Raw genomic sequence first — 22,085 nt, 5'->3', positions numbered from 1 at the left:
CAGGGGGAGAGGGCATGGGTCAGCGCGTGCGCCGTCGTGGCGGTGGTGGCTGCTGAGGGGCTGGCGGTCCCGGGGATGTGGTCGAGCGTGCGGCCAGTGCCGTCATGCGGCGCTCCAGCGGCAGGTGGATCTCGGGCTCGGTGACGTGCCGGGTGCGGGTCGTGAGGTGCTGGCGTACGACGAAGGGGATGTCGCTGGGGTCGCGGGGCAGTGGTTCGGTGTCGGCGACCGCCTGGAGGAAGGCGTTGACGAGCGGCAGCGGGGTGCTGCGTGTCAGGTACGCCTCCCAGACCTGGCCTTCGGGGTCCCCGTTGACGGCGGTCTCGACGTTCAAGGCGCTGTAACCGACTTCGACGTCGGTGTACCCGTCGGGGGAGGTGAGACCGTCGTGCTGGCCGGAGCTTCCCCACCCGGCTTCGGACAGGAGGTCGTACGGGTGGAGGTCCCGTCCTGGCGGTGCAGGCTGTGGGTCGGTCAGTGCGTCGGTCAGCGCGGCGAGGATTTCCACCGGCGTGCGGGAACCGGCGCTGACGGACCAGGCGGGACGGCCTGGGGTGGCGGCGTGCCAGATGTCCCACCACCGGGTGTCGGGGTGGGGATTGAGCCGCACCTGGGCCTGCTGGTCGGGGCTGGTCAGCAGCACCGAAGGCGTCAGCGGGTCACGTGAGGCTGTCCAGCCGTACACCTGGTGGAGGGGCATGGAGAGCCAGCGGATATCGCCGATGCCGGCCAGCGCGCGCGGTGCCACGAGCTTCTGGGTGAACGATTCTTCCGGTGTCATTCAGCGCCCCTGTCGGTGGGCACTCGGTCGGGACAGCGGCAGAGCCACGGTGCGTGCCGGGGGAGACGTACTGGCCCGCGAAGGCGAGCAGATGTCGAACAGCGCCTGCCCGTGGTCGGCCCAGGTGGTCAGCGGTCTCCAGCTCCTTGCGTGCCTTCGGGCCAGCGAGTGCTGGCGCTCGGGGCCGCCCCTGGGCCACGGCGGATCCGCAGTGGCCCACTCCACTGTCCAGTCGTCGAGGGCGTCGTCGAGACGTACGAGGGCCTTGTCGAGCTTCGTGAGCTGGGGCGTCCAGTGGCTCTCGATCTGCGCTGGGGGAAGGGAGCGCACCTTGTGCTTGGCCGAGCGCAGCATGTGACCGACCTGGGCTTCGATGTTCAGGAAGGACTTCCATGCCGCTGCGTTACGGGCATCTCTCACCTGGGCGAACACGGTGCGGTCGTGAGGGCGGCCCCGGGCGTCGCTGTGGGCCGTGGCGTAGGAGTTCCACTCGGTGCGGATCTGCTTGATCTCGTACATGTACGAGTTGAGGGCGACCCAGCGGGGCGGCGGTTGCTCGTGCCAGGGGTGGGCGAGTGGTTGGGGATTGAAGGTCGGCACGGGAGAGGGCTTTCAGCGAGGGGGATCGTGACAGGTCCTACCAGGGCGGAGGCAGTCCAGCGCGGTGCGTCCCGTACTGGTCGGGTCTGTCCGGCACTTCCGGGGCGCCGCAGCTGGTTATGCCACCCCGGGAGTGCGGTGGTCAGCGGCGAGCCGTCTTGGCCGCATGCACGGTCGCGGCGACCGGCGCCCGCGTGAGCACCGCAGCGGTACGGCGGGATGCGGTGTGGATCTCCCTGACGATGTAGCCGTGGCTGAGCCAGTCTTCGAGGTAGGTCCAGGCTTCGGCGTGGTATTCGGCCAGGGTGTCCTCGTAGGCGGGGGTGCCAGGGCTGGCGTCGGCGGGTAGGGCGTCGACGGTCTTCAGCCACTCGTCGTGCAGCTCGTCGAGATGCTCCAGGGCGTCGCTCAGAGTGTCGAGTTGCCAGGTCCAGCGGTTCTGTACCGCGTGTCGGGGAAGGTCGGCCAACCGCGTTCTCGTGGTGGCGAGGAGACGGTGGGCACCCTGGTGGACGGTCTCGAACGCTGCGGCCGTCTCGGCGTCGCGGCGGCTGGCGCGAAGCCCGTAGGCGTCCTGGTCGTGCGGCCAGCCGTCGGGGTCGGTGTGCTCGTCCGAGTACGCGTCCCAGGAGTCGAGGATCCGCCGACTTTCCCGCAGGTAGCGGTCGAGGTGGTGGAGCTGGGTGCGGTGGGGGTCAAGGGAGGGCGGAATGGAGGTGTCTCTTTCGCGGAAGGTGAGGGGCTGTCCAGGACGGGCGAGTCAGCCGCGTGACCTGGTGACCGGGGCTGCAGTCGGCGAGGCGACCGCCTTCGGCGGCGGGGCCAGCACCGAGGGGGCCGTCTGGGCGGCGGAGTGAATGTCGAGGAGGGCGTGGCCGTGGCGGGCCCAGTCGTAGAGGTAGCCCCCGGACTCGAAGTGGTGCTCGGCGAGGGCGGCCTCGTACCAGGACGTGCCAGGGCCTGCGTTCGGGCCCAGACGCTGCCGGGTCTGATGCCACTCGGCGGCGAGTCCGTCCAGAGAGGTAAGGGCGGTGCGCAGGCTGCCGAGCTTCCACACCCATCCCTCGTGTACGGAGCGGGCAGGGAGCGTCACCAGTTGCTTTTCCGCGACGGCAAGCAGGTAGTGCGCGCCCGCGCGCAGCGGCTGAAAGGCTCTTTCGGTCTCGGCGTCGCGGCGGCTGGCCCGGAGCCCGTAGGCATGCCCGTCGAGCGGCCACCCCTTCTCGTTGACCCGATTGGCGAAGTAGATATTCCAGGCGGCGAGGATCTTCTCGCTGTCGTTCAGGTAGCGGGTGAGCCTGTCGAGCAGCTCACGGTGGTGGGCAGCGGGTGCGGAGATCGCGGATTCCTCTGTGTGCAACGTGGAGTTCGGTCACGTCAGCGGCGTGAAGGTGCGGTGCTGCGCGGCGGCGGGGCGGGCGCTTTGGTGGCCAGTCGCTGCTGACGGCGGGCGGCGGCACGTGCCTGCGCGCGGAGCGCTTCGACACGCTTGGTGTGCGCATCGACGACCTGATCCGGCGAGAGCGGGCTCTGCTCCTGCGTGATGTTGGTCCAGAAGGTGCCGGTGCGCTCGTACATGCCGCGCTGTAGGGGCGTTGGGTCGACGAACGCGGTAATGAACGCGGACACCAGGTGCTGCGGGGTGTTGTCGAAGCGGGCGTGCCAGATCTGTTGGCCCCGTGCTTCGCCGTAGCCCTCTTCATGGACGATCAGGCGCCACTCCGTCTGTCCGTATCGGGGATCCGTCTCCGTGATGAGGTGACATCGGCCGTCGGAGCTGTGCGCGGTGCTGGGCGAGTCGCGCAACCACCCAGCGGCTTCCAGCACAGGGAAGGGGTCCGGAAGGGGATCGGACGGAGGGAAGGCGAGGCTGTCGGTGAGGCTGCTGAGGATCTCGGCGGGCACGAGGGCACCGAATTCGGCGTACCAGCCTGGCTGGGTCTCGGTGGACTCGGCCCGCAGCCGCCACCAAGCGGTGGAGGTGCCGGGCTGCGGGTCGAACTGGAGGCGGTGGCGCAGGTCGGGACTGCGGAGCACGATCTCGGAGCTCAGCGGATCGGTGGCGAGATCCCATCCGGCGGCGGCGAGCCCGTGGGTGACATGGCGGGCATCGCCTGGGCCCGCGAGGTCCCTCGGGCTCGTATCGAACGGGATCTGCCAGGCGTGCTTCGCTGCGAACTGGTCGAGCTGACGGTCGCTTACCGGCACCTGCAGTGCTCCGTCGGGACGCACGCCGGAGCGGCCAGCAGGGTCCGGATGCCGTCCAGGGTGTAGTGAAGGGCGTACTGGTCGGTCTGCTCCCACGCGGCGTTCCGCAGCGCCTCGGTGTGATCGTAGAGGCGGTAGGGGCACGGGGTGTCCGGGTGGGCGCGGATGATCCTGGAGAGCGTGCGGAGGATGTCCCCGAGCTGGGTGGGGACGCCGGTGTCCTCGTGGAGCAGGGGTTCGGCCAGGGCGAGCGCGTGCAGGGGGTCGGGGGTGCCGCGAAGGTACGCGGTGAACCGGGACAGGGTCTCGGTGACGGCTCGGATATCGGCGGGGGACAGGTCGGACACGAGGTTCCTTCGGCTATGCGGTGAAGTCAGCGGTGGGCGGTACGGGCGTAACTGGTGGTGAGCCGTGGGTCGGTCGTACCGGGCTTCCGAGGGCGCCAGTTGCGGGCCCAGGTGAGGGCGCGGGCGGCGTCGACGCGTCGCTGTTGCCAGGCGCTCAGCTGGGAGGGGAGGACGGAGACGGAGGTGGTGCGGATCTGCGGACTCTGTGGGACACGTCCGCGGGGGCGCATTACCGGCTCAGGGCTGGCGAGCGCGGTGGAAACGGCCTGGACCAGGTGCATCGGCGTGGTGGTGGAGAAGGTGGCGCTCCAGCTGTTGCCGTTCTGGTCCCCGGCTCCGGCACACCACATGGCCTGGCCGTCGGGTTCCTGGCGGAACTGCATCCACGCGGTTCCGTCGGGACTGGCGGCGGTGGAGTGCTTGGCCCCCGGGACGGTACGCCACTTCTGCTCCTGCAGCGGCGCCCAGACGTTCGGGGCATGTGCGGATCGGGGTTGCGTGAGGGCATCGGTCAGACCGGCGACGATCTCCACGGGTGTCTGCGTGCCCAGTGCTGCGACCCATTCGGGCTGGTGTGCGGTGGCCTTGCTGTGGATGGTCCAGCCGCCCGGGTGGGAGACGGGGTCGTAGGAGACTCGGATGTTGCGGTCGGGGCTGTGCAGGACCATGCGGTCCCGCTTGGACTTGTCCGTCCACCCGGAGGCGCGCAGGAACTCCGCGACGTGTCGCACGTCGCCGCCGCCGGCGAGGCTGCGCGGCTCTACGAGGTAGTGCTGTTGCGCCTGCTCGGCGGGCCCCCATCCTTGCCATTGCTTCTTGCTCATCGGCGCCGCCGTACGACGAGCGGAGCGGGGGCGGGCTGGACGGCTGCGGTGCTGATCGGCCGTGCGCCAGCCGCTGCAATGGCTTCGCGGTGGTCGTCGAGGTCGCCGCCGATGGCGTCGAGCTCGTTCGCGGCGCGGCCGAGGGCGAGCCAGACCTCCGGTGGGAACGCGCCGCGTTCGGCTTCACGCTGGGCGAAGGTGCTGCTGGTGCCGACGAGTTGAGCGACGCCGGTCAGAACACCAGCTTTGGGGTCCAGTACGCGGGCGATGACCTGGGTGGCCTGCCGTGCGGGAAGGTCCGCGAGATGGGCTGAGAGCTGGCCGAGGTGACGGGATATCTCGTCGACCAGCCAGAACGGATAGGGGTACGGGTGAGGCATGTTCCTCCGGAACAGGGCGGCATCAGAGGGGGGTCTTGCCGGTTCGCCTGGCCTCGTCGAGAACGCTTTCCGGCCGTGCACCGGCCAGGAGAATGGGTCGGCTGGGGTTGGTGGGGATGCAGGCCCGCAGATAGCGGCGGAACAGCGCGGTGGCGAGGCGAGGGGGGAGGTGACGGGAGATTGAGGGGGGCGTGGGGGGTGTTACGGGTTTCTCCAGGCGGTGGTCGGCTGGGGCGCGAGGCGAATCGGCAAGAGAACGGCTTACGGGCGGCTACCGATCGCCCCGGTCAGGGCGATGCGATGGGTGCCTTCGAGGTGGGTGGCGAGTGCCATGTGGCGCCGGCGGGCGGGGCGTTGTGTCCAGGCGTCAGCGTGTGCGCGCGGGAGCTGCCGGTGCCGGGGCTGCGGGAGCAGGTGATGTCCCCGGACGCACGGTTCGAGCGGCGGCGTGCTGAACGGCTGTGGAGATGCCCAGCGTGCTGAGCTGCCGGCTGGTCTTGTCGACGGCGCGGCTCAGGGCGCTGGGGTCGCCGCCACCCAGACGGAAGGAACGATTCTTCTCGTCCTTGGTGAACCCGTTGGCCTGCAGCACGGTCGCGATCGTCGGACTGGACGTGGTTGCGGCGAGCCCGCCGTCGGCCTGCCAGGCCAGCACCAGGCGCTCCGAGGGGGCGGGGGTGCTGTCGGTGGCCTGGTCTTGGGCGTTGACGCGGGCCTGGGCGAGTGAGGCGTCGTAGCGGGCCAGCAGGTCGAGGGAGACCGTTTCGGCACCCAGGAATGGGTCCGGGTCGAGGGCGATTCCGTTGGGTTCATGCAGTCCGCGGAACGCCTCGGCCGGAAGACGCGGGGCTACGGCGGCGATGAGGAAGCCGTCCTGGGCGTCGTGTCGATCCAGAACGACGAGCTGGGCGCCGTCGTCCCGTGTGAGGACGGACGCGTGCAGCAGAGGGTGCTCGGCGAGGGACTCGGCCACCAGGTCCAGGTCCCAGATGCGGTCGGCGAGGTCGGCGAGCTCGTCCTTGTGGCGCGGCGGGTGGTAGGTGCTGCTCCAGGCGCCGGGCAGTTCGCCGGCGAGGACGTCGGCGAACGAGGCGAGGCGTTCGGGGTCGTAGGCGGGGTCGTGGTTGTACAAGGATTCCTTTGCGGGCGTGGGGTTCAGCGGCGCATACCGGTGGCGGCAGGGGGAGGAGCCGGGACGGTGCGCGGTGGGGGCGGGCAGGCGCATACCGCGGAGGCTTCGCGTTCCGTGGTCGGTACCTGTTGGGTGCAAACGCTGCGGCCGGGGTGCGGGGCGTGCTGGTCGGCGAGCGCGTTGCGGGTGCGGGCGAGGCCCGTCAGGACGGCGTGCAGCGGCTCGTTCACGAGATGGCGCAGGTGAGCGGCCGTGTTGTCGCTGATCGCGCCTTCGTGGAAGTCCGCGGTCGCGGTGAGGACCGCTTCGATTCCGGCGAGGATGCCGTCGTGGGAGGCGGTCAGCTCGGTAAGTACGTCTGCCGCGTCCTGGGTGGTGGTGGTTTCGCGGATCCTGTCGGCGAGGTGGCTGACTTGCGCGCCAAGCGGCAGGTAGTGGGGGATTCGGCGATCTGTATCGAAGTCGCTGTCGCAGTCGACGTGGTAGCCGACGGCGCGCAGGCGGGCCACGGCGTCGGTGGCGAGGCGCACTTCCTCGGCTTCGTCGAGGCCGACGGGGGCACGGTGGTAGGAGTCGTGGACGCGGACGACGGGCACGAATCCACTGCGTTGAAGGATGCTGTGTGCTTCCGGATCACCGCCGCGAGCGAGGACCTCGCCCGAGTGGGGTTCGCGGCGGATGTCCAGGAGGCGGTCGGCGAGGGGCACGAAGGAGAGGCTCCTAGAGGGTCTGCCGTCCGTGGCGTGCGGTGTTCGGCGGGGCGGCGGCGACATCGTGCCGAGGGACACCGGTACGTGGACGGGGTGCGGCGATCAGGTGGGCGGTGGCGTCCAAGTCCCGCTGGACGCCGTGGAGACGACGGGCGATCATCTCCAGTCGGTGGGCGAGGTCGGGGCCGGCGGCCTCTGGCTGACGCGCGAGGCGATGTGCGGTGTGCTCGACGAATCCGCGCGTGGTGGCGAGCGGTCCGGATTTCTCGTCGGACAGCTGCGACAGGATCACAGCGAGGTGTGCCGCCACGTTCGGGGCGTGCTGGACCGTGGTCTGCTGCTCGGGCGTGATTACGGGGGAGATGAGGCGGAGGTCGCTCTCGATGCGGCGGGCCTCGGCTGCGATCCGTGCGGGAAGGTCATGGGGTTGCTGGTGCCAACGGCCGTCCATTCGGATGGCGTTGGCGATCAGGTCCAGGCGTCCCGGCTGGCCCTGCAGGGCAATCCACCGGCAGCCGAGGTCATCCCCGGGAATCTCGAAGTCAGCTGAACGGGCGAGGCGTTGGGCGATCTCGGCCCACTCGGGAACGCTGAGGACACGGTCGTCGGGGTGCAGGCGGACGCCGAGGTGAAGGATGGCCCGTCGGTCTCCACGGGAGCTGGTGATGGAAGGGTGCATGACGAGCGGAGCGTCGAGGTGTTCAGCCCACTGGGCAGATGTCCGGGGTGCCTCCCTGTCGTCCAACGGGAGCCAGTCCGGCCGTGACCAGTGGGCGACGATCGTGTCGTCGGTGGTCAGACCCTCTTGGTGGGAGACCGGGCGGCCCAGTGCGGCTTCGACGGGGGCCTGGGCGGCCATCCTCCGCTCGTGGACGCGAGGGATCACCGGCCGCCCCGCGCGTCGTTGACGTGCACCAACTGACCGAGGTGCGTGATGGCGTACCACTCGCAGTCGATGAACTCGTTGCGGGTGGTCACCTTCGGCAGGAGGTAGTCCTCCATGGCCCGCAGGTGGATCAGACAGTCCGCGCAGCGACGCGAAAGGTGGATGAGGTAGCGGGGGTGCGCGGTGATGAACGACTGCGCGCCACCGGTCGCGTCGCGCAGCCGCCATCCGTCTTCGTCGGTTGCCGTGTGCCAGGACGGCGCGACCACGCGCATCGCGTCACCCCAGAGTTCCCCGCCGGCTGCGCCCTTGAGGACGACCACCTGGTCACCGGTCTCGAAGTGCTCGTGAGTGATGTCCCGGGCCGGGGTGATCGGGTCGGGTATCGGCAGGGCGGCCGGCGTGTTCGGTGGCAGGCACGGCTGGGACATGGGGATTCCTTCCACAGGGCGGTGGTGGTGGGAGGAACAATGGTCCGGAGGATCGCCGGTTTGGCTAACCGGCGATCACCGGTTATGTTCCGCCCCGCCGCTACCGGAACGGGTTCTCCGTTCCCCGGTCTGCTTCACCTGCGGCATCGAGGAGTTCGGGCAGGTCAGAGCCCTCCGCGTCGCGCTGGTCGATCCACCACCCGGCGCGGGTGATCGTGCGCGCCTTCTCTTCCAGTTCCGCCCAGTCGGTCTCGTCCCAAGTCCCTTCGACGACGAGTTCGGTGTGGGCGGCGGCGATCAACTGGTGGCGGGAGCGCTCGCCCCACTCCAGGGCCCGTTCGGGGCCTTCGAGTGCGGGCATGTCGAACTTCTCGGCCCACTCGGTGGCGGCCTGCTGCTCCTCGGCGCGTTTGGTGGCCAGCCATGCCTCTTTGGACTCGGTGTCGGAGTCGCGGGCGGCCTTCCAGCAGTCGGTGCAGTCGCGGCCTTCGAGCCAGCGGGCGAATCCAGCGCGCCGGTCGGCGGGACGATTGGACAGGTTGTGCGTTACTTCGTGTCCACAGCTGTGGATGATCTTCCAGGCCGTGCGTGCCCGCGGGTAATTCCGTTTAACGGGCGTTGCGTTCGAGGTCGGGCGGTTGTTCTGCGGCTTCAATTCGAGAGTCTCTCTGTAGGGCTGAGGGGTGGTGGCCTGCATCGTTGCGGGGCTTCGTGCATTGGATGCACGATTCACGCGGCGGACGGAGGTGGTCGGGGTGCTTGGTGGCGGTTCTGGGGACGCTTCCGCGCGGCTGGTGCTGCTGCGGGGTGTGTCTCTGCTGCGTCCGGAGGACGCGGTCTTCGAGGCGATGCTGGAGGGGTGGACACGTCAGCAGCGCGGCGGACGGCGTCTGCAGGCCAAGACGATCGGTGAACGGCTCAGGGTGGTGGAGCGGTTCTCGGCGTTCGTGAACGCTTACCCGTGGCAGTGGACTGCGTCGGATCTCGACGACTGGATGACGCATCTCATCGGTGTCGTGCGGCGGGCCGAGTCGACGATCCGCAGTTATCAGGGCGCGATCCGGCTGTTCTGCGACTACGTCACCTCGCCGCACTACCAGTGGCCCGCCGAGTGCGAAGAGCGCTTCGGGACGCACCCGGTGCAGATCTGCCACGAGTGGAACACCGTGGCGCACCTGGTGGAGTGTGAGGCCCGGCCGGGGCGTCGGCCGATGACGCGGGCCGAACTCCAGATGTTCTTCGACTACGCCGACGACCAGGTCGAGCGGGCGGTGCGACTGGGCCGCAAGGGCGCGCTGGCGGCGTACCGGGACGCGACAGTCTTCAAGGTCATGTACGGGTGGGGCTGCCGCTGCACGGAGACGTCGCGCCTGGACACCGTCGACTTTCATCGCAACTCATCGGCACCGGAGTTGGGGGAGTTCGGCTCCCTGCATGTGCGGTACGGGAAGCGCACGAAGGGTTCGCCGTGGCGGCGGCGCACGACCTTGTCGGTGATGCCCTGGGCGGTGGAGTCAGTGGCCGACTACGTGACGAATGTCCGGCCACGGTACGCGGGGGCGGCGGAGCATCCGGCGTTGTGGCTGACCGAGCGGGGCGGGCGGCTGCAGCCCCGAGAGATCGAGGATCGGTTCGCTTCCTACCGTGATGCGCTGGGCCTGGATGGGGATCTGGTGCCGCACTGCCTGCGGCACAGCCACGTCACGCACCAGATCGAGGACGGGGCCGACCCGGCGTTCGTGCAGCGTCAGGTCGGTCACCGCTACGCGTCGACCACGGCCCTGTACACCGGGGTGAGCGGGGACTTCATGAACGCGATGATGCGACGGATGCTGGACCGGGCCCTGAGCCCGGTGCGCTAGCGGGCGACGACGGGGAGAGGGGACACGGTGCGGAAGTTGGACTACCGGTGGCATCTGCGCGAGGTGATGGCGATGCGGGGCATGTTCGCCACCACTGACTTGCGTCCTCTGCTGGCCGAGCGGGGGATCGACTTGTCGCCGTCGCAGGTCTACCGGCTGGTGACGGAGCGGCCCGAGCGGTTGAACCTGGCGGTGCTGATGGCCTTGATGGACATCCTGGGCTGCCGGATGGAGGAACTGATCGAGCCGGTGGCCGTACAGGCGCCTGCTGCCCGCCGCGCTGCCGGGCAGGAGGGTGCGGGCCGGCCTGGTGGGGCGGGGGTGGGGGAGTTCCGTCCCCGGCGGGCGCGTGTTCTGCCGCCGCCCGAGGACGGGCCGGCGAAGTAGGTGACTGAGGTGGAGCTGCCGCGGTGGCAGTCGGATCCCGTGGCGGTCGTGGCCGAGGTGGTCGCTGCGGTCGATCCCTCCTGCATGACGGAAGCGGTGACGGGTGTGGTGGAGCGGGTGTTCCGTCAGCGTCCGCAGCGACGCGAACTCGCCCGACTGGTGGAGGGCGACCCGTACGTGTTGACCTCAGGTCTGCCGCAGGTGCCGCGGCTCGTGGAGCGGCTGATCCGGGCCCTGGTCGAGAGTGGTGCCACGGGGCTCGTGCTCCCTAGTTGCGCCGGGTGCGGGCGCCAGCGACGTCTTACGGCGACGTCCCCCAACGGGCGGATCTGCGGGTCGTGTTACAACCGCGGCCGGATCGAGGACCGTCGCTGTGTCGAGTGCGGCCGGCGCGACTTCTGCGGCCGGGACCGAGAGGGGCGTCCGCGGTGTCGCAAGCACCTGCCCGACCAGGACGTCGACCCGATCCGTGAGATCACAGAGTTGCTCGCACCATCCACGGGCCTGCAGCGTGCCGTGCTGGAGGACGCGGTGAGGCAGGCGGAGCGGAGCCGGGCTGGGCAACTGCGCCTGTGGTGGGCGCTGTCGGACCGCCCTGACCTGCTGACGGGTGCGGGCGCCCACGGCCCGCAGTCGGTCTCCGCCCTGTCGAAGATCCTGGTCGACCGCGGTGCGAGGGGCGTCGTCGTTCCACTCTGCCCCTGGTGCAACGCCAGCACCAACCTAGTCAGCCTGCGCGAAGGAATCCGCTGCTGCTCACACTGCTGGACGAAGAGCCGGACGGCCCGATGCGCCCGCTGTCGCCGGGACCGGCCCATCGGCGGCCACGACGGTGAGGGCCGGGCGGTGTGTGTCTCCTGCCGTCAGACGGACCCGCTGCATCACCGGCGCTGTGACGGCTGCGGCGAGATCCGCATCCGCCGCCAGCGCACCGACGGCGGCGGGCTGTGCCCGGCCTGTTGTACCAACCCCTATGCCCTGTGCGCGACCTGCGGGGCCTGGCGGCCGTGCTGGTTCGCCTCGACCGCGACGCCGCGCTGCCAGCCGTGCACGGCCAGGGCCCGCCGCCAGGATGTGTGCGTGCGCTGCGGCCAGCTGCGCCGGGTCAACAACCGCACCGCGGACGGGGAACCCCTGTGTGCGACCTGCGGCACCCCACCTTCACCGTGCGACGGCTGCGGGAAGACCTACCGGATCTCCGCGCTCCTTCCCGGTGACCGTCGCCTGTGCCAGACCTGCTGGACCAAGCACCCCAGCGCGAAGAAGCCCTGCGCGCGCTGCGGAGCTGTCGTCCGACTCTTCCACCGGGGCATGTGCCCGAACTGCGCGCGCGACCGGAGCCTGCGCGAAGTCTTCGACGGTTCCGACGGCCAGGTGCGGCCCGAACTGAAGGGCGTCATCGACAGGCTCCGCACGCTCGATGCCCGCACCGTCCTGCGGTGGGTGCACAAGACCCCAGCCCGCCGCGCTGCCTTCCGGGCACTCGCAACCGCGACCGGCCCGGTGACACACCAGGGCCTGGACGCCGTAGCCGATGGACAGGTGGCCGACCATCTGCGCGCACTTCTCGTCGCGCACGGCGTCCTGGCCGTCCGCGACGAACACCTCGCCAAGATCGAGCGGTGGCTGCCGAAGGTGCTGGGCCGTGTTCCCGACGCAGGGGAGAGGCGGATCGTCGAAACGTGGGCCCGCTGGCAGCCGTTGCGCCGCCTGCACCGACAGGAGGCGCACACCAGCCCTGGGCAAGCCTGCGGACTCCGCCAGGAAATCCGCTCCGTCGTGCGTCTGCTGGAGTGGCTGCCCTCCCAGGGCAGCACTCTCGCCACGTGCACGCAGGATCACATCGACGCCTACCTGGCTTCGGGCCCGGTCGAGCGCCTGCGGATCCGGTCCTTCCTGCACTGGACCAGCCGCCACCAGCACACCCGAGCCCTGACGGCCCCCTTCTACACCAGCTCGCTCGCCACCGACATCATCGCCGCCGACACACGCTGGCGACTGGTACACCGGCTCGTGAACGAGCCCGACATCGCAGTCCGCGACCGCACGGCCGGACTGCTCCTGCTGCTATTCGCACAGCCCCCGTCCCGGATCTGCGCACTCACCCGCGACGACGTCCTCGACGACGGCGCCACGCTGCGACTGCGCCTGGGCACACACCCGGTGGAGATCCCGCCGCCGCTGGACGCGATGCTCCGCGAGCTGGTGCGCCATCCGGTCGGCAAGGCCCATCGCCTTGAACCTGGCCCGAGCCGTTGGCTGTTCCCCGGGTCCCGGGCCGGCCGGCCGATGGAGCCGGTCAGCCTCTCTCGCAGGCTCAAGACGCTTGGCATCCGGCCCCGGCCCACCCGGAACGCCTCACTCATGGACCTCGCCGCTGAGCTTCCCGCGTTCGTCTTCAGCCGTCTGCTCGGCTTTTGCGAGCAGACGGCAGCGAACTGGATGGCCGAGAGCGGTGGCGAAGACGCGTCCTATGCCGCCCACCGTGCACGCCGTGCGGGCAGCGCCCGCCCGGCGAGCCAGAGCGATGCGACACCGGCACCGAGCGCGCCATGACGCGGAGGCTCCGCGTATCCGGACGCTTCCGGTCGCGGCGTTGGCGGAGGTGGGCAGGGTGACGACGAGCGCCAGCGCGCCCAGGGCGGCGGCGAGGGAGGTACGGAAACGCATGAGGCATCCTTTTTCGGAGGGATGGATTCCTCCCCCAGGCTGTCCCACGCCGCCAGCGACTCAAGGCGGAGGGCCGTGTGCTGTCACCCTTTCGTGAACGCCGAAACCTTCCCCCGGCGGCCATGTGGGGGACCCCATGCCACTCCCTGCCCACTGATCTACCTGGAGATATGGCACGGGCACTGAGCGTCGCCTGATTGATCCCCGAGGCCGGGCCCGCGGGGACGCGTGGCTTGAGGGCCCTTCCGCTGGGTTCCCGTAGTTGTCACCAGAATGGGCGAATCCTGCCGGATTTCCCGTGAACGCCCTGCTGTTGGTGTGGGATAGGCGCCAGCTAACGATCAAGGAAGTGATCGTCGGTGACAACGCACAGATCAGGGAGCAGAGTCATGAACGGTGCACCTCAGGCCATTCTCTACAGCGGCACCAACTTCACCGGCGAGAGTTGTGAGCTGCCGATGGACCACCAGACGTATTCCCTGTCGGCGACGGGCCTGGACAAGATCGCCTCCATCAAGATGCCCAGGGAGATCCCGGGGATTTCGTGGAGGGTGACGCTCTACACCAGCCGCCCGACGCAGCAGGTCGACACCGAAGGCGACAACACGCTGGGGAGGTGGACGGAGGATGTCTCCGACACCGGCGAGTTCGCAGGCGCCGTCTGCGTGATGGGGGACGCCCCGTCGTCTGGCCCGGACCTCAGGGAAGGAATGAGGTCCGGGGTGGGCCTCATGGGGGGCTTCCGGGGGGGAGTCGGGCGGCGCGAGGAGCGGGAGATCCTCGAAACGATCGGCTGAGGCCGCCTCTGGTCAGCGGTTGAACCAGAAACAAGATCAGCGGGACTCACCCGTCGGCCTCGTCCCCGTCCAGTTCCGGCGTGTCCGGGTCGCACAGTGGGCGAAGGGCGCCGGCGGCCGGGGCGGAGGCGGTGAAGCTGTAGCGGCCGAGCAGGTTCAGGTTGTCGGCTCCTCGGCGTACGCCCCGTACGCCTCGGCCTGCTCATCACTCAGGAATTCCACCGGCATAAGCCGGACCGTAGCCAGCCCCGGGCCGGGCTCAGAGGAATTCCACCGACCCTCAGCGGCGAAGTGGATTGTGCTAGACGGCCATCATCGTCCTCACCGATAACCGCTGTACCGATGTTCCCCCGAGGCCGGACGAGCGTTGTGGCGGGCTTAGTGGCCTTCACGGTCGCCCCGTGCCTACCGTCAGCGACTGTGTGCGGCGGACCCGGCATCCTGTAGGTCCTGCCGGTACTCGAAGAATGAGAGCGCGCAGGCAGTGCACCCACTGCCTGCGCGCGGAGTGCGTGTCAGATTCGGCGGTATGCTTCGCTGGCCGCCAGGAAATGCCTGATCTGTCCCGGGGTGAAGTGGGTGACACAGCCGTCGTCGCTGTCATCCATGTAGTTGTGGATCGGGTCCCACCCTTCATCGCTAAGGCAAGTGTCGCGTCCCTCGGGGCAGCCGGCCGAGGCGTATGCCTCGGCAGCGGTGTCGGCCACGTAGTCTCCGCCCTCGCATCCGCCGTGGAAGGTGTCTTGCAGGCCCACCCAGTGGCCGACCTCGTGAATCGCCCTCTTGCCGAATGGGTGGCCGGGGTACCAGCCATGGGGAACGGTGGTCCAGTCGATGACCACACCATCCTTCGTCGGCTCATCCTTGTAGTCCCAGGGGAAGGACGCGTACCCGGGCATACCGATGGACCCCACCGAGTAGATGTTCAGGTCGGCTGCCCCACCCTTGTGCAGGGCTTTGGTCATCGCGGCGTGTTGCGGAGACTCGGGGGCCGCATTGTTGAACCAGTCGGCATTCGTCGTGCGCTCGATACCGTCCAGCGTGAACGAGAGACCCGAGTCCTTGAACCCCTCGTTGAGCTCGTCGATCTGCATCTGGACTCTCTCGTCCTCGATGTCGCCACCCAGAACCGAATCATCCTTCTTGATCATGTGCCAGGTCACCTTGATCGGCGTTTTGGCCTCGGATCGAGAGACCGTGGAACGCTTGGCGCGCGTGATCGCCCGAAGCGCCCTCGCCTCATCGGCCGCACTGGCAGGAACCGCCGTGTCAGTCTTCGCAGGCCGCTCCGGAACGACGCAGCCCGCTCTTCCCGCGACGGCCACTGCGGCGGGCGCGAGAGCCGAAGACGCCGCTGTCAGCACAAGAGCCAGCGCCGCGGGCAACATGCGGCGGCTGAGGGAACTAGGCATACGCAACTCCTCATACGTCCATGATCATTTTCCGGTACGCACGATTAGTAGCGGACTCGCCAGCTCAGATCTCGGTCACACCGACCGGACATCACGCGGGGGAGGGACAGGCTTCACCCGTATGGCTCACGCCACCAGGACCCGTAGCGGTCGAGCAAAGTAACCGTCGGGAAATTCCTCTCTTGAAACGCGGCAAGGCGTATCCCGTTCCGCGTCGTACGGCCTGACCTTCGTCGAGCGTGGCCAACTCGACGATATCCAACTCGGCGGCATCTTCGTTGCCGGCTTGAGCGCCTCGACAATGGTCGCCGACGGCTGTCCTCCTGACCGCCACGACACCATCGGCACTCTCGTCTGCCTCTCGGGGATGGCCGCGATGATGTACGTCGCTCGCAGTAACTGACTCTCCAAACGCAGGCCATTCCTCAGGTACTGATAGCCGGACTTACCAACAACTGCCACGTGGTTGTTCCTGCTTTCTGTCTTCTGTGTTGTCTCAGCGGGTCCTGCGGATGGCGTCTGTGGCTGCCGTGGCGATGGCGGCGGGAGCGCTGGAGGGCTTGGGCAGGTGCAGCAAGGTGGTCCCCGGCAAGTGACGGGAACCCTTGGTAAGGGTGAGCTGGAGTACAGCGCAGCCGGCGGCCGTGAGCCGCTTGACGCGGGAGACCGCCTGAGCGGTTTCGTCGCTGTCGTACTGGGCGTCGGTGACGATCACGAGGAGGCGGCCGGTGCCGGGGCGGCTGAGGTCGAGGCCGTGGTCGAGTGCGTCGAGGGCATCGCCGAGATTGTGGCTGGCGCCGTTGGCATCGAACGTCGTTACGAGCGTGGGTGCTCGGTGGGTGGGCCGGGTCAGTGCGGTGAGGTGCTCGTCGAATGCGACGACGGCAGCACGGGAGTCGGGGTCGGTCAGGGCTGCTGCGCGTGCCACGATCCAGGCAGCGGACGCGACGGGCGCGCAGGCGGCATACATGGAGCCGGAGACGTCGACGGCGATCCCCACACGCAGCGGTGGGGTGGGGGAGTTCCGGCGGCGGGTGTGGGTGAACGGCTCCGCAGTGGGGACCGAACCGGCGGCGCGCTGCGCGTCGCGGGCGAGGGCACGACCCATGTTGAGGCGGCCGGGCGGTGTGGGGCTGGTGGTGCGCTCCTCGGTCCGCTCGCGGTAGGCGGCGGCACGCAGGGCGCGGCTCAGGCGGGCGGCGGCACTGTGCTCGGCGGCGGTGGGCTTGCGGGTGCCGGTGACCGGGTTCTCGCGGGGCGCTGGTTTCCCGTCGGAGGTGACGGTGGTTCCACGGGTGTTGAAGACCGACTTGGCGGTGGCTGCGGCTTTGCGTCGCTGGCTGGCCCGCTGGGCGCGGTCCTGCGCCTGCGCCTTGGACTGCGCGGCCAGGGCAGTGTCCGCTGCGGACTGTGCCGCGCGGTCGGCGGCATCGGTGGCTGCCGTGCTGTCCATGACGATGCCCACGGCGCCGGACAGCAGATCGGACAGGTTCTCCGGCACGGGCCGGGCCGGGGTCGCGATGTCCAGAGCGTCGCACCATGCTTGACCGTGCGCGAGCATGGTCGTGGCGTCGTGGTCGGCGCACTGGTGGGCTGCGGTCCAGATGCGGGTGAGGGTGGCCAGCAGGTCGGCGCCCAGCACCTTTGCGCACAGATCGGCGACGGCCCGGGTCTCACCGGCGTCCAGGATGCCGACGTCGCGGCGGCCGAGGATCAGGGCGGCCGTGGCGGCGGCGTGCTCGATGCCTTGGACGGTGGGGTGGGCGATGTCGGGCATGACCAGCGTTCGGGCACTGGTGCGCAGGTACGTGCGGTCCGTGGGCCGCCTGCTCAGGTGCGTGCCCTCGACCCGGCTCTCCTCCAGCAGGAGCGCGGCCTCGACAACGCGGGGGTTCGCTCCGGCAGGCTCCGTCCAGACGGAGTGGGCCGCGTGCGCGGCCTCGTGGACGAGCACACCCCAGGCGGCGGGATACCGCTCCTCGTCACCCACGATCCGCGGGTGGATCTCGTGGGGCTTCAGCGGGGCGAAGAGGCCGGCGTCGAACTCGACCTCGCTCAGCGCAGGGAAATAGGCGGCCGATGCGCCGCTGCGCGTGCCGGGTCGGCAGGTGACGAGGAGGTCCTGGCGGCCGGAGAGGGCGACCAGCCGGTCGCCGAGTTCGGCTCCCACGCGCAGCCACGCCGCGGGGGAGGAGCGGGGTTGCGCGGGCGGGGCGCCGTCGTCGTCCCAGCGCGCGAGGTCGGCATCGTCCGGCGTGGTGCCGGGGGACTGGACGTGGCGGTGGGCGCTCATCGCGAGCGGCCCGGGTGCGAGGAGCCGGTGCTGACCGGGCGTTGCCGGAGGGCCGAGGCGGAAAGCTGCTTGCCGAGGGTCAGGGGAGCGGCCTTCGTGACGCCGACAGTCTTTTTGACGGCGTCGACGACGGCCTGGCGATCCTCCTCAGGGGCGATGCCGACGAGGTTGGCGAGCGCGGCATTGGTGCCGAGGACGGCCTCAGTTTTCTGGTAGCTGAGCAGCTCCCGCAATTGGGGGGCCCAGCCCAGCTCGCCGAGTTCGACCTGGCGGGCAAGGTGTCGGGCGACCCGGACCACCCGGGCGTCGATCTTCAGCGCCAGGGCGAGGTCGTAGTCCGTGCCGATCTGGATCTGCACGCTGAACCGGCTCGACAGCGCGTCCGTCAGAATTGCTCCGTGGACGCCGGGGTTGTGGCCCGCGACCACGTAGAAGCCCGGCTCGGCCTTGATGGTCTCGCCCTTGTGGGCCTTGACCTGGATCTGCCTGCGCCCATCCATCGCGGGGTACAGCGCCGCCAGGACCTTCGGTGAGATCAAGGTGGCGTCGTCGATCAGCAGGGCGCGGCCCTCGGTCATCGCGGTGACCAGCGGACCGTACTGGAAGACATAACCTCCGCTGTCGGCCTGCGTGTACTCGCCGATCAGGTCGCCGACCGTGGTGTCGCCGTCACCGGCGACGGTGAGCAGGTCCGGGAACGCCGCTTCCACCAACGACGTTTTGCCGGTGCCCGGAGGGCCGTAAAGCAGCACCGGCACATCAGCGTCCCGCAAGCGATTCAACGCCTCGACGTCGGGCAGATCGGCAAGTTCCCGGGGGTGGTACATCTGGCCCCCTGCGCGGCGGATCGGCCCGGTCTGCCGGGGCGTGGCTGCTGCGGCAATGGTCGTGCGGGCCCGGGCCGCCTGGGCACGGGGAGCGTGGGTACCCGGGGGGCTGATCACAGCGGTCTGCGCGGCCGTGGCAGTTCTGGCGTTCGCGCCGAACCGCGGCTGTACGGTTCCGCCTTGGTCGGCCTCGCCGCGTTGCACCAGGGTGAGGGCGGCGTTGCGGACGGCGCCGTGGGAGTGGCCCAGCTGGCGGGCCATGTCCCCGATGGTGAGCGTGTCCGTCGGCCGGTCAGCCAGCAGTCGGGCCACCTTGGCCCGTAGTTCGCCGCCCTTGGTACGCGCTGGACTGGCAGGCGTTGCGGGTGTGGCCAAAAGCGAGGCCCCTTCAACAGATGTGGGTGCGGGCGGGGTTGGTGATGAGGCGGTGAGTCTGGCCGCTCTCGGAGCGGATCACCGGCTGTGCTGGCAGCGGCGGCCGGGCCAACCGGGGCGTACCGTCGGCGCTTACTGGCCGACCGAGGGCTCGGTCCGGGGGCACGGGGTGGCCGGCGACGAGCAGCTCTCTGGCTGCCGAGCAGGCCCGCGCGTCCGCTCCGTACCGGGTTCCGTCGCTTGGCAGGCGCAGCCTGGCGTCTCGTCGAAGCCGGACTGGAGCAGGATCCGCCGGGCGGCGGCGTTGTAGCCGGTGGTGGTGATCTCTCCGGTGATGCTGTGCCGGATCGACATGAACGGCTCTGCTGGTACTTCGGGCGTACCAACAACGGCCATAGGGAAACTCCTCAAGCAGGAAGGGGAAGGGGGGAAGGGCGTCAGGGGCAAACGGCATGACGGCCGGGAGCAGTGCGCCGGTGGCGCCCCCGACGGGGTGCGCTGTGGGCAGCGGCGAGCGCGCGACGGGCGGCAAGCAGGACGAGCAGGGTGGCGACGGCTCCGGCCGCCGGGAGCATGGCGCCGAGGACCGGCTCGGCGGACGCTTGACCGGCGAGCGCGGTGCCCGCGGCCTGGCCGATGCCGACTGCGGCGATCAGCCACGCGTACGCCTCGGTGAGTGAGTCGACCGGTGCGAGTACCTCGATGGCCAAGAACGAGCAGGTGATCACGACGGGCAGGAACAGCCCCGGCAGCAGGGGCAGAAGGCTCGCGGAGAGCGGTCCTTCTGTGAGTACCAGCGGCAGCCAGGCGAAGGTGAAGAGCGATGCTCCTAGGGTTAGTTGGGTCCGCAGGGAGCCCGGCCAGGCCCGGCGCCCGTAGAGGGCGCCGCCCAGAAGGCTGCCGACGGACAGTGCTGCCGGGATCATCCCCGACAGCAGGCTCATCCCCTGAGCGTCGGCCTCGGAGATGGCCCACACGTTCAACGCGCCCAGGGCGAACCCCGTGCCGGTGAGGGCCAGCAACAAGCTCGGCAGCCCTCGGTGGCGCAGCGGGCCGAGTATTCCGGCCGGGCGGCGATCGGGCTCAGGTCGCCACCGCCGGGATGGCCGCGCGGTCAGGACCAGGAGAGCACCGAACAGGCCCAGTCCGGTGGTTACCGCCATTGCGGTGGCGGGCCCGTACGCGGTGTGCAGCACGGCGACCAGCGGAGGGCCGACGATGAAGACCAGTCCTTGGCACCCGGTGTCCAGAGCGAGTGCTGCCCGCCGCTGGACGGGGTCGGGCAGGACCGAGCTCCACAGGGCTCGGAGGTTGGCTTCTAGAGGGGGCGTGCTGAATCCGGCGAGGGTCACGGCTGCCGCCGCGTACGCCTGCTGTGTCGCGGTGTCGATCAGGGGAAGCACCGACAGACAGGCCGTGGTAACCAGCACCGCCATGGTGGTGGCGGACGTCTGTCCGCGACGGTCGACGAGACGTCCCAGCAACGGCTGTCCGAGGGCGGCCGTCAGTCCGTACAGCGCACACAGCGTCCCGCCCTGCGCGAGGGTGCCCCCCTGGCCGGTGACGAGCAGCATGATCGCCACCGGAGCCATGCCCGTGGGCAGACGGCCGATCAGTGTGCCGACCAGCAGCCGGGCGACGTGGCGCTGGGTCAGTACCGGGCGGCGCCTGGGAACGGGCAAGGGCTGAGAGGACGACACGAGGACCTTTCGAAGTCGAAGCTGTGGGCAGGGCAAGGTGCGGCAGGAGCAGTGACCAGTGCCGAGCTGGTTCTTGGCGGTGAGCTACCGGTGGCGGGCGGGCGTCGAAGTGCGGGGCGGGGGAACGGCCGGGGTGGTGTTCACGGCAGGTTGCTCTCGGCTCCGCGTGTGCGGGATGCGGTACGGCGGCAGGACCGCGACGGTCTCTCCGAGCTCCTCGGCCGCCTCGTGCACTTCCTGGGTGAGGAAGTCGAGTTGTCGGCTGAGCGCGGTGAGCCGCCCGCCGATCTGCCGTCCCTGCACTGTTTCGAGAGCTGCCGCGAACTTGCCAGCGGTGCGCAGGAGTTCGTGGAGACGAACCATGGGGCCAGCCTCGTAGCCATGCTGGGCGACAGTGAGCAGGGTCTCGGACACGTCGCCCGCGGAACGGGCTTCGTGTATGTCACGGAGCAGCTCCTGCAACGTGGTCTCGGGCGCCTGCTCCGGGCGGTTGAAGCGGGAGGCATCCGGCTTAAACACGCCCGGCGGCACGGGAGGCGGTAGCGCCTGCCCGGCTGCGTACTCGTCGGCGTAGTGACCGAGCACGTGCCAGCCCGGCGCGTCCGGGTCGCCTGACAGAGCTACCACCGTGGAGTCGTCGTCCTCGTGGAGGTAGGCGAGCGTGATCGGCTTGCCGTCGGCTGCGTACCAGGACTCGATGAGCTCCAACTCGTCACGCCGTTGCGCGGCCTGCGCCCTGTCGGTCCAGTCCAGGAGCTCGTCGCCCGTCAACGGAACCCCCGGGCGACGGTGCTGTTCGGCGAGGTCGGCGGCGATGTAGCCGTGGTCCGCCCAGGCGGCGAGATGAGGCCACAGATCTTGGTGCTGCTCTCGCTCGGTGGCCGAGCCAGGAGCGGCAGGGTGGTCGAGAGCATGCCGGATCGTGGAGGCTGAGGAAGCGAGATCGTAGAGCACGCTGCGCCACCCGGAGGCGTGCCGGGCGGGAGTCCGCTCGTCGATCGCGAGATGTGCGGCCCCGAGCAGTTCCTCGGCGTGCGGGGCGAGGTGTGAGCGGTACTCCGCGATGGCCTCCCGTGCGCGGAGAGCGCGGGCCGTTGCGGCGGCTTCCGGGAGCACTGTGCGTCCATAGCGGTCGCGTGTGGCGTTCAGTGCCCTTTCGGCTCGGAGCGTGAGGACCGCCATCTTCAGCCGGAAGTTCCGCGCTCCGGTGGCGAGGTCGGACGGCGTGAGCGGGGGCGTGTCGGGGATCGGTGCTCCTGGGGGTCGGATTCAGCGATGAGGTCGGCGGCCTGGGGGCGGGCCCTGCGCGGTCATGGTTGGTGGGCGTGCTGGACCGGCGGGGGCGCTCTGTTCCGTGAGTTCGGCACGGAGGGTGGGGTCGAGCTGTACGGGGTATCGGGCAGCGGTGAGCATCTCGGCTGCCCACGAGGCGCGTTCGTTCTCGCAGCGGCGTCCCGTGCCGA

The 22,085-nt window shown here is 69.7% G+C and carries 24 protein-coding genes; 5 read left to right on the top strand and 19 right to left on the bottom strand.

Features of this window, described 5'->3' with window-relative positions; genetic code table 11:
• Positions 1-19: 19 nt before the first annotated feature.
• The 13 genes from ACIO3O_RS08500 to ACIO3O_RS08440 form a co-directional block, all read right to left on the bottom strand.
• On the bottom strand, positions 20-781 hold the full coding sequence (locus tag ACIO3O_RS08500) for a DUF317 domain-containing protein (protein ID WP_401743574.1): 762 nt from the start codon (positions 779-781) through the stop codon (positions 20-22).
• A complete protein-coding gene (locus ACIO3O_RS08495) occupies positions 782-1,381 on the bottom strand; it encodes a hypothetical protein (protein WP_401743572.1) in 600 nt (199 codons plus the stop codon).
• Positions 1,382-1,523: 142 nt separating this feature from the next.
• Positions 1,524-1,850 (bottom strand): hypothetical protein, encoded by a 327-nt coding sequence (locus ACIO3O_RS08490; protein ID WP_401743571.1) that lies wholly within the window; start codon positions 1,848-1,850, stop codon positions 1,524-1,526.
• A 291-nt stretch (positions 1,851-2,141) separates the two neighbouring features.
• Entirely contained in the window at positions 2,142-2,741 is a 600-nt protein-coding gene (locus tag ACIO3O_RS08485) for a hypothetical protein (RefSeq protein WP_401743568.1), read from the bottom strand.
• A gap of 17 nt (positions 2,742-2,758) precedes the next feature.
• Positions 2,759-3,589, bottom strand: coding sequence for a DUF317 domain-containing protein (locus ACIO3O_RS08480; protein ID WP_401743566.1), 831 nt, complete (start codon positions 3,587-3,589; stop codon positions 2,759-2,761).
• Complete coding sequence (locus ACIO3O_RS08475; protein WP_401743563.1) at positions 3,580-3,936, bottom strand: hypothetical protein; 357 nt, start codon at positions 3,934-3,936, stop codon at positions 3,580-3,582. The genes ACIO3O_RS08480 and ACIO3O_RS08475 overlap by 10 nt, the downstream gene beginning before the upstream one ends.
• Before the next feature lie 26 nt (positions 3,937-3,962).
• On the bottom strand, positions 3,963-4,760 hold the full coding sequence (locus ACIO3O_RS08470) for a DUF317 domain-containing protein (protein WP_401743561.1): 798 nt from the start codon (positions 4,758-4,760) through the stop codon (positions 3,963-3,965).
• Positions 4,757-5,140, bottom strand: a complete 384-nt coding sequence (locus ACIO3O_RS08465) for a hypothetical protein (protein ID WP_401743559.1) — start codon at positions 5,138-5,140, stop codon at positions 4,757-4,759. The genes ACIO3O_RS08470 and ACIO3O_RS08465 overlap by 4 nt, the downstream gene beginning before the upstream one ends.
• 367 nt (positions 5,141-5,507) lie before the next feature.
• Entirely contained in the window at positions 5,508-6,272 is a 765-nt protein-coding gene (locus ACIO3O_RS08460) for a hypothetical protein (protein ID WP_401743556.1), read from the bottom strand.
• A gap of 23 nt (positions 6,273-6,295) precedes the next feature.
• Positions 6,296-6,979: a hypothetical protein gene (locus ACIO3O_RS08455; protein ID WP_401743553.1), complete on the bottom strand. Its 684-nt coding sequence runs from the start codon at positions 6,977-6,979 to the stop codon at positions 6,296-6,298.
• Positions 6,980-6,992: 13 nt separating this feature from the next.
• On the bottom strand, positions 6,993-7,841 hold the full coding sequence (locus ACIO3O_RS08450; RefSeq protein ID WP_401743552.1) for a relaxase/mobilization nuclease: 849 nt from the start codon (positions 7,839-7,841) through the stop codon (positions 6,993-6,995).
• A gap of 23 nt (positions 7,842-7,864) precedes the next feature.
• On the bottom strand, positions 7,865-8,299 hold the full coding sequence (locus tag ACIO3O_RS08445; protein WP_401743550.1) for a hypothetical protein: 435 nt from the start codon (positions 8,297-8,299) through the stop codon (positions 7,865-7,867).
• Positions 8,300-8,399: 100 nt separating this feature from the next.
• Entirely contained in the window at positions 8,400-8,954 is a 555-nt protein-coding gene (locus ACIO3O_RS08440) for a hypothetical protein (RefSeq protein WP_401743548.1), read from the bottom strand.
• 154 nt (positions 8,955-9,108) lie between these two features.
• Here ACIO3O_RS08440 and ACIO3O_RS08435 point away from each other — a divergent pair, with 154 nt between their 5' ends.
• The 4 genes from ACIO3O_RS08435 (at position 9,109) to ACIO3O_RS08420 (ending at position 14,015) form a co-directional block, all read left to right on the top strand.
• Positions 9,109-10,161 carry a tyrosine-type recombinase/integrase gene (locus ACIO3O_RS08435; RefSeq protein ID WP_401743545.1) on the top strand — a complete coding sequence of 351 codons (1,053 nt, stop codon included), beginning with the start codon at positions 9,109-9,111 and terminating at the stop codon, positions 10,159-10,161.
• Positions 10,162-10,227: 66 nt separating this feature from the next.
• Positions 10,228-10,548 (top strand): helix-turn-helix domain-containing protein, encoded by a 321-nt coding sequence (locus ACIO3O_RS08430; protein WP_401744448.1) that lies wholly within the window; start codon positions 10,228-10,230, stop codon positions 10,546-10,548.
• A gap of 9 nt (positions 10,549-10,557) precedes the next feature.
• A complete protein-coding gene (locus ACIO3O_RS08425; RefSeq protein WP_401743543.1) occupies positions 10,558-13,104 on the top strand; it encodes a hypothetical protein in 2,547 nt (848 codons plus the stop codon).
• A gap of 503 nt (positions 13,105-13,607) precedes the next feature.
• Positions 13,608-14,015: a hypothetical protein gene (locus ACIO3O_RS08420; protein ID WP_401743540.1), complete on the top strand. Its 408-nt coding sequence runs from the start codon at positions 13,608-13,610 to the stop codon at positions 14,013-14,015.
• A 515-nt stretch (positions 14,016-14,530) separates the two neighbouring features.
• Here the strand turns inward: ACIO3O_RS08420 and ACIO3O_RS08415 are convergent.
• Complete coding sequence (locus ACIO3O_RS08415; protein ID WP_401743537.1) at positions 14,531-15,427, bottom strand: zinc metalloprotease; 897 nt, start codon at positions 15,425-15,427, stop codon at positions 14,531-14,533.
• 223 nt (positions 15,428-15,650) lie between these two features.
• On the opposite strand from ACIO3O_RS08415, the gene ACIO3O_RS08410 reads away from it, so the two are divergent.
• Complete coding sequence (locus ACIO3O_RS08410; protein WP_401744446.1) at positions 15,651-15,830, top strand: hypothetical protein; 180 nt, start codon at positions 15,651-15,653, stop codon at positions 15,828-15,830.
• A 93-nt stretch (positions 15,831-15,923) separates the two neighbouring features.
• On the opposite strand, the gene ACIO3O_RS08405 is transcribed toward ACIO3O_RS08410, so the two are convergent.
• The 5 genes from ACIO3O_RS08405 to ACIO3O_RS08385 all read right to left on the bottom strand — a co-directional run bounded on the left by ACIO3O_RS08405 (position 15,924) and on the right by ACIO3O_RS08385 (position 21,891).
• On the bottom strand, positions 15,924-17,720 hold the full coding sequence (locus tag ACIO3O_RS08405) for a hypothetical protein (protein ID WP_401743534.1): 1,797 nt from the start codon (positions 17,718-17,720) through the stop codon (positions 15,924-15,926).
• Positions 17,717-18,859 carry an AAA family ATPase gene (locus ACIO3O_RS08400; protein ID WP_401744445.1) on the bottom strand — a complete coding sequence of 381 codons (1,143 nt, stop codon included), beginning with the start codon at positions 18,857-18,859 and terminating at the stop codon, positions 17,717-17,719. The genes ACIO3O_RS08405 and ACIO3O_RS08400 overlap by 4 nt, the downstream gene beginning before the upstream one ends.
• Before the next feature lie 195 nt (positions 18,860-19,054).
• Positions 19,055-19,276, bottom strand: a complete 222-nt coding sequence (locus ACIO3O_RS08395) for a hypothetical protein (RefSeq protein ID WP_401744443.1) — start codon at positions 19,274-19,276, stop codon at positions 19,055-19,057.
• A gap of 83 nt (positions 19,277-19,359) precedes the next feature.
• Positions 19,360-20,604, bottom strand: coding sequence for an MFS transporter (locus ACIO3O_RS08390; protein ID WP_401743532.1), 1,245 nt, complete (start codon positions 20,602-20,604; stop codon positions 19,360-19,362).
• A 102-nt stretch (positions 20,605-20,706) separates the two neighbouring features.
• The gene (locus ACIO3O_RS08385) at positions 20,707-21,891 is read right to left on the bottom strand and encodes a hypothetical protein (protein WP_401744442.1); all 1,185 of its coding nucleotides are present in this window, start codon (positions 21,889-21,891) and stop codon (positions 20,707-20,709) included.
• Positions 21,892-22,085: the final 194 nt, after the last annotated feature.

Source organism: Streptomyces sp. NPDC087440, from assembly GCF_044744005.1.
GTDB lineage: Bacteria > Actinomycetota > Actinomycetes > Streptomycetales > Streptomycetaceae > Streptomyces.
This window is presented reverse-complemented; position numbering and strand designations above follow the sequence as displayed.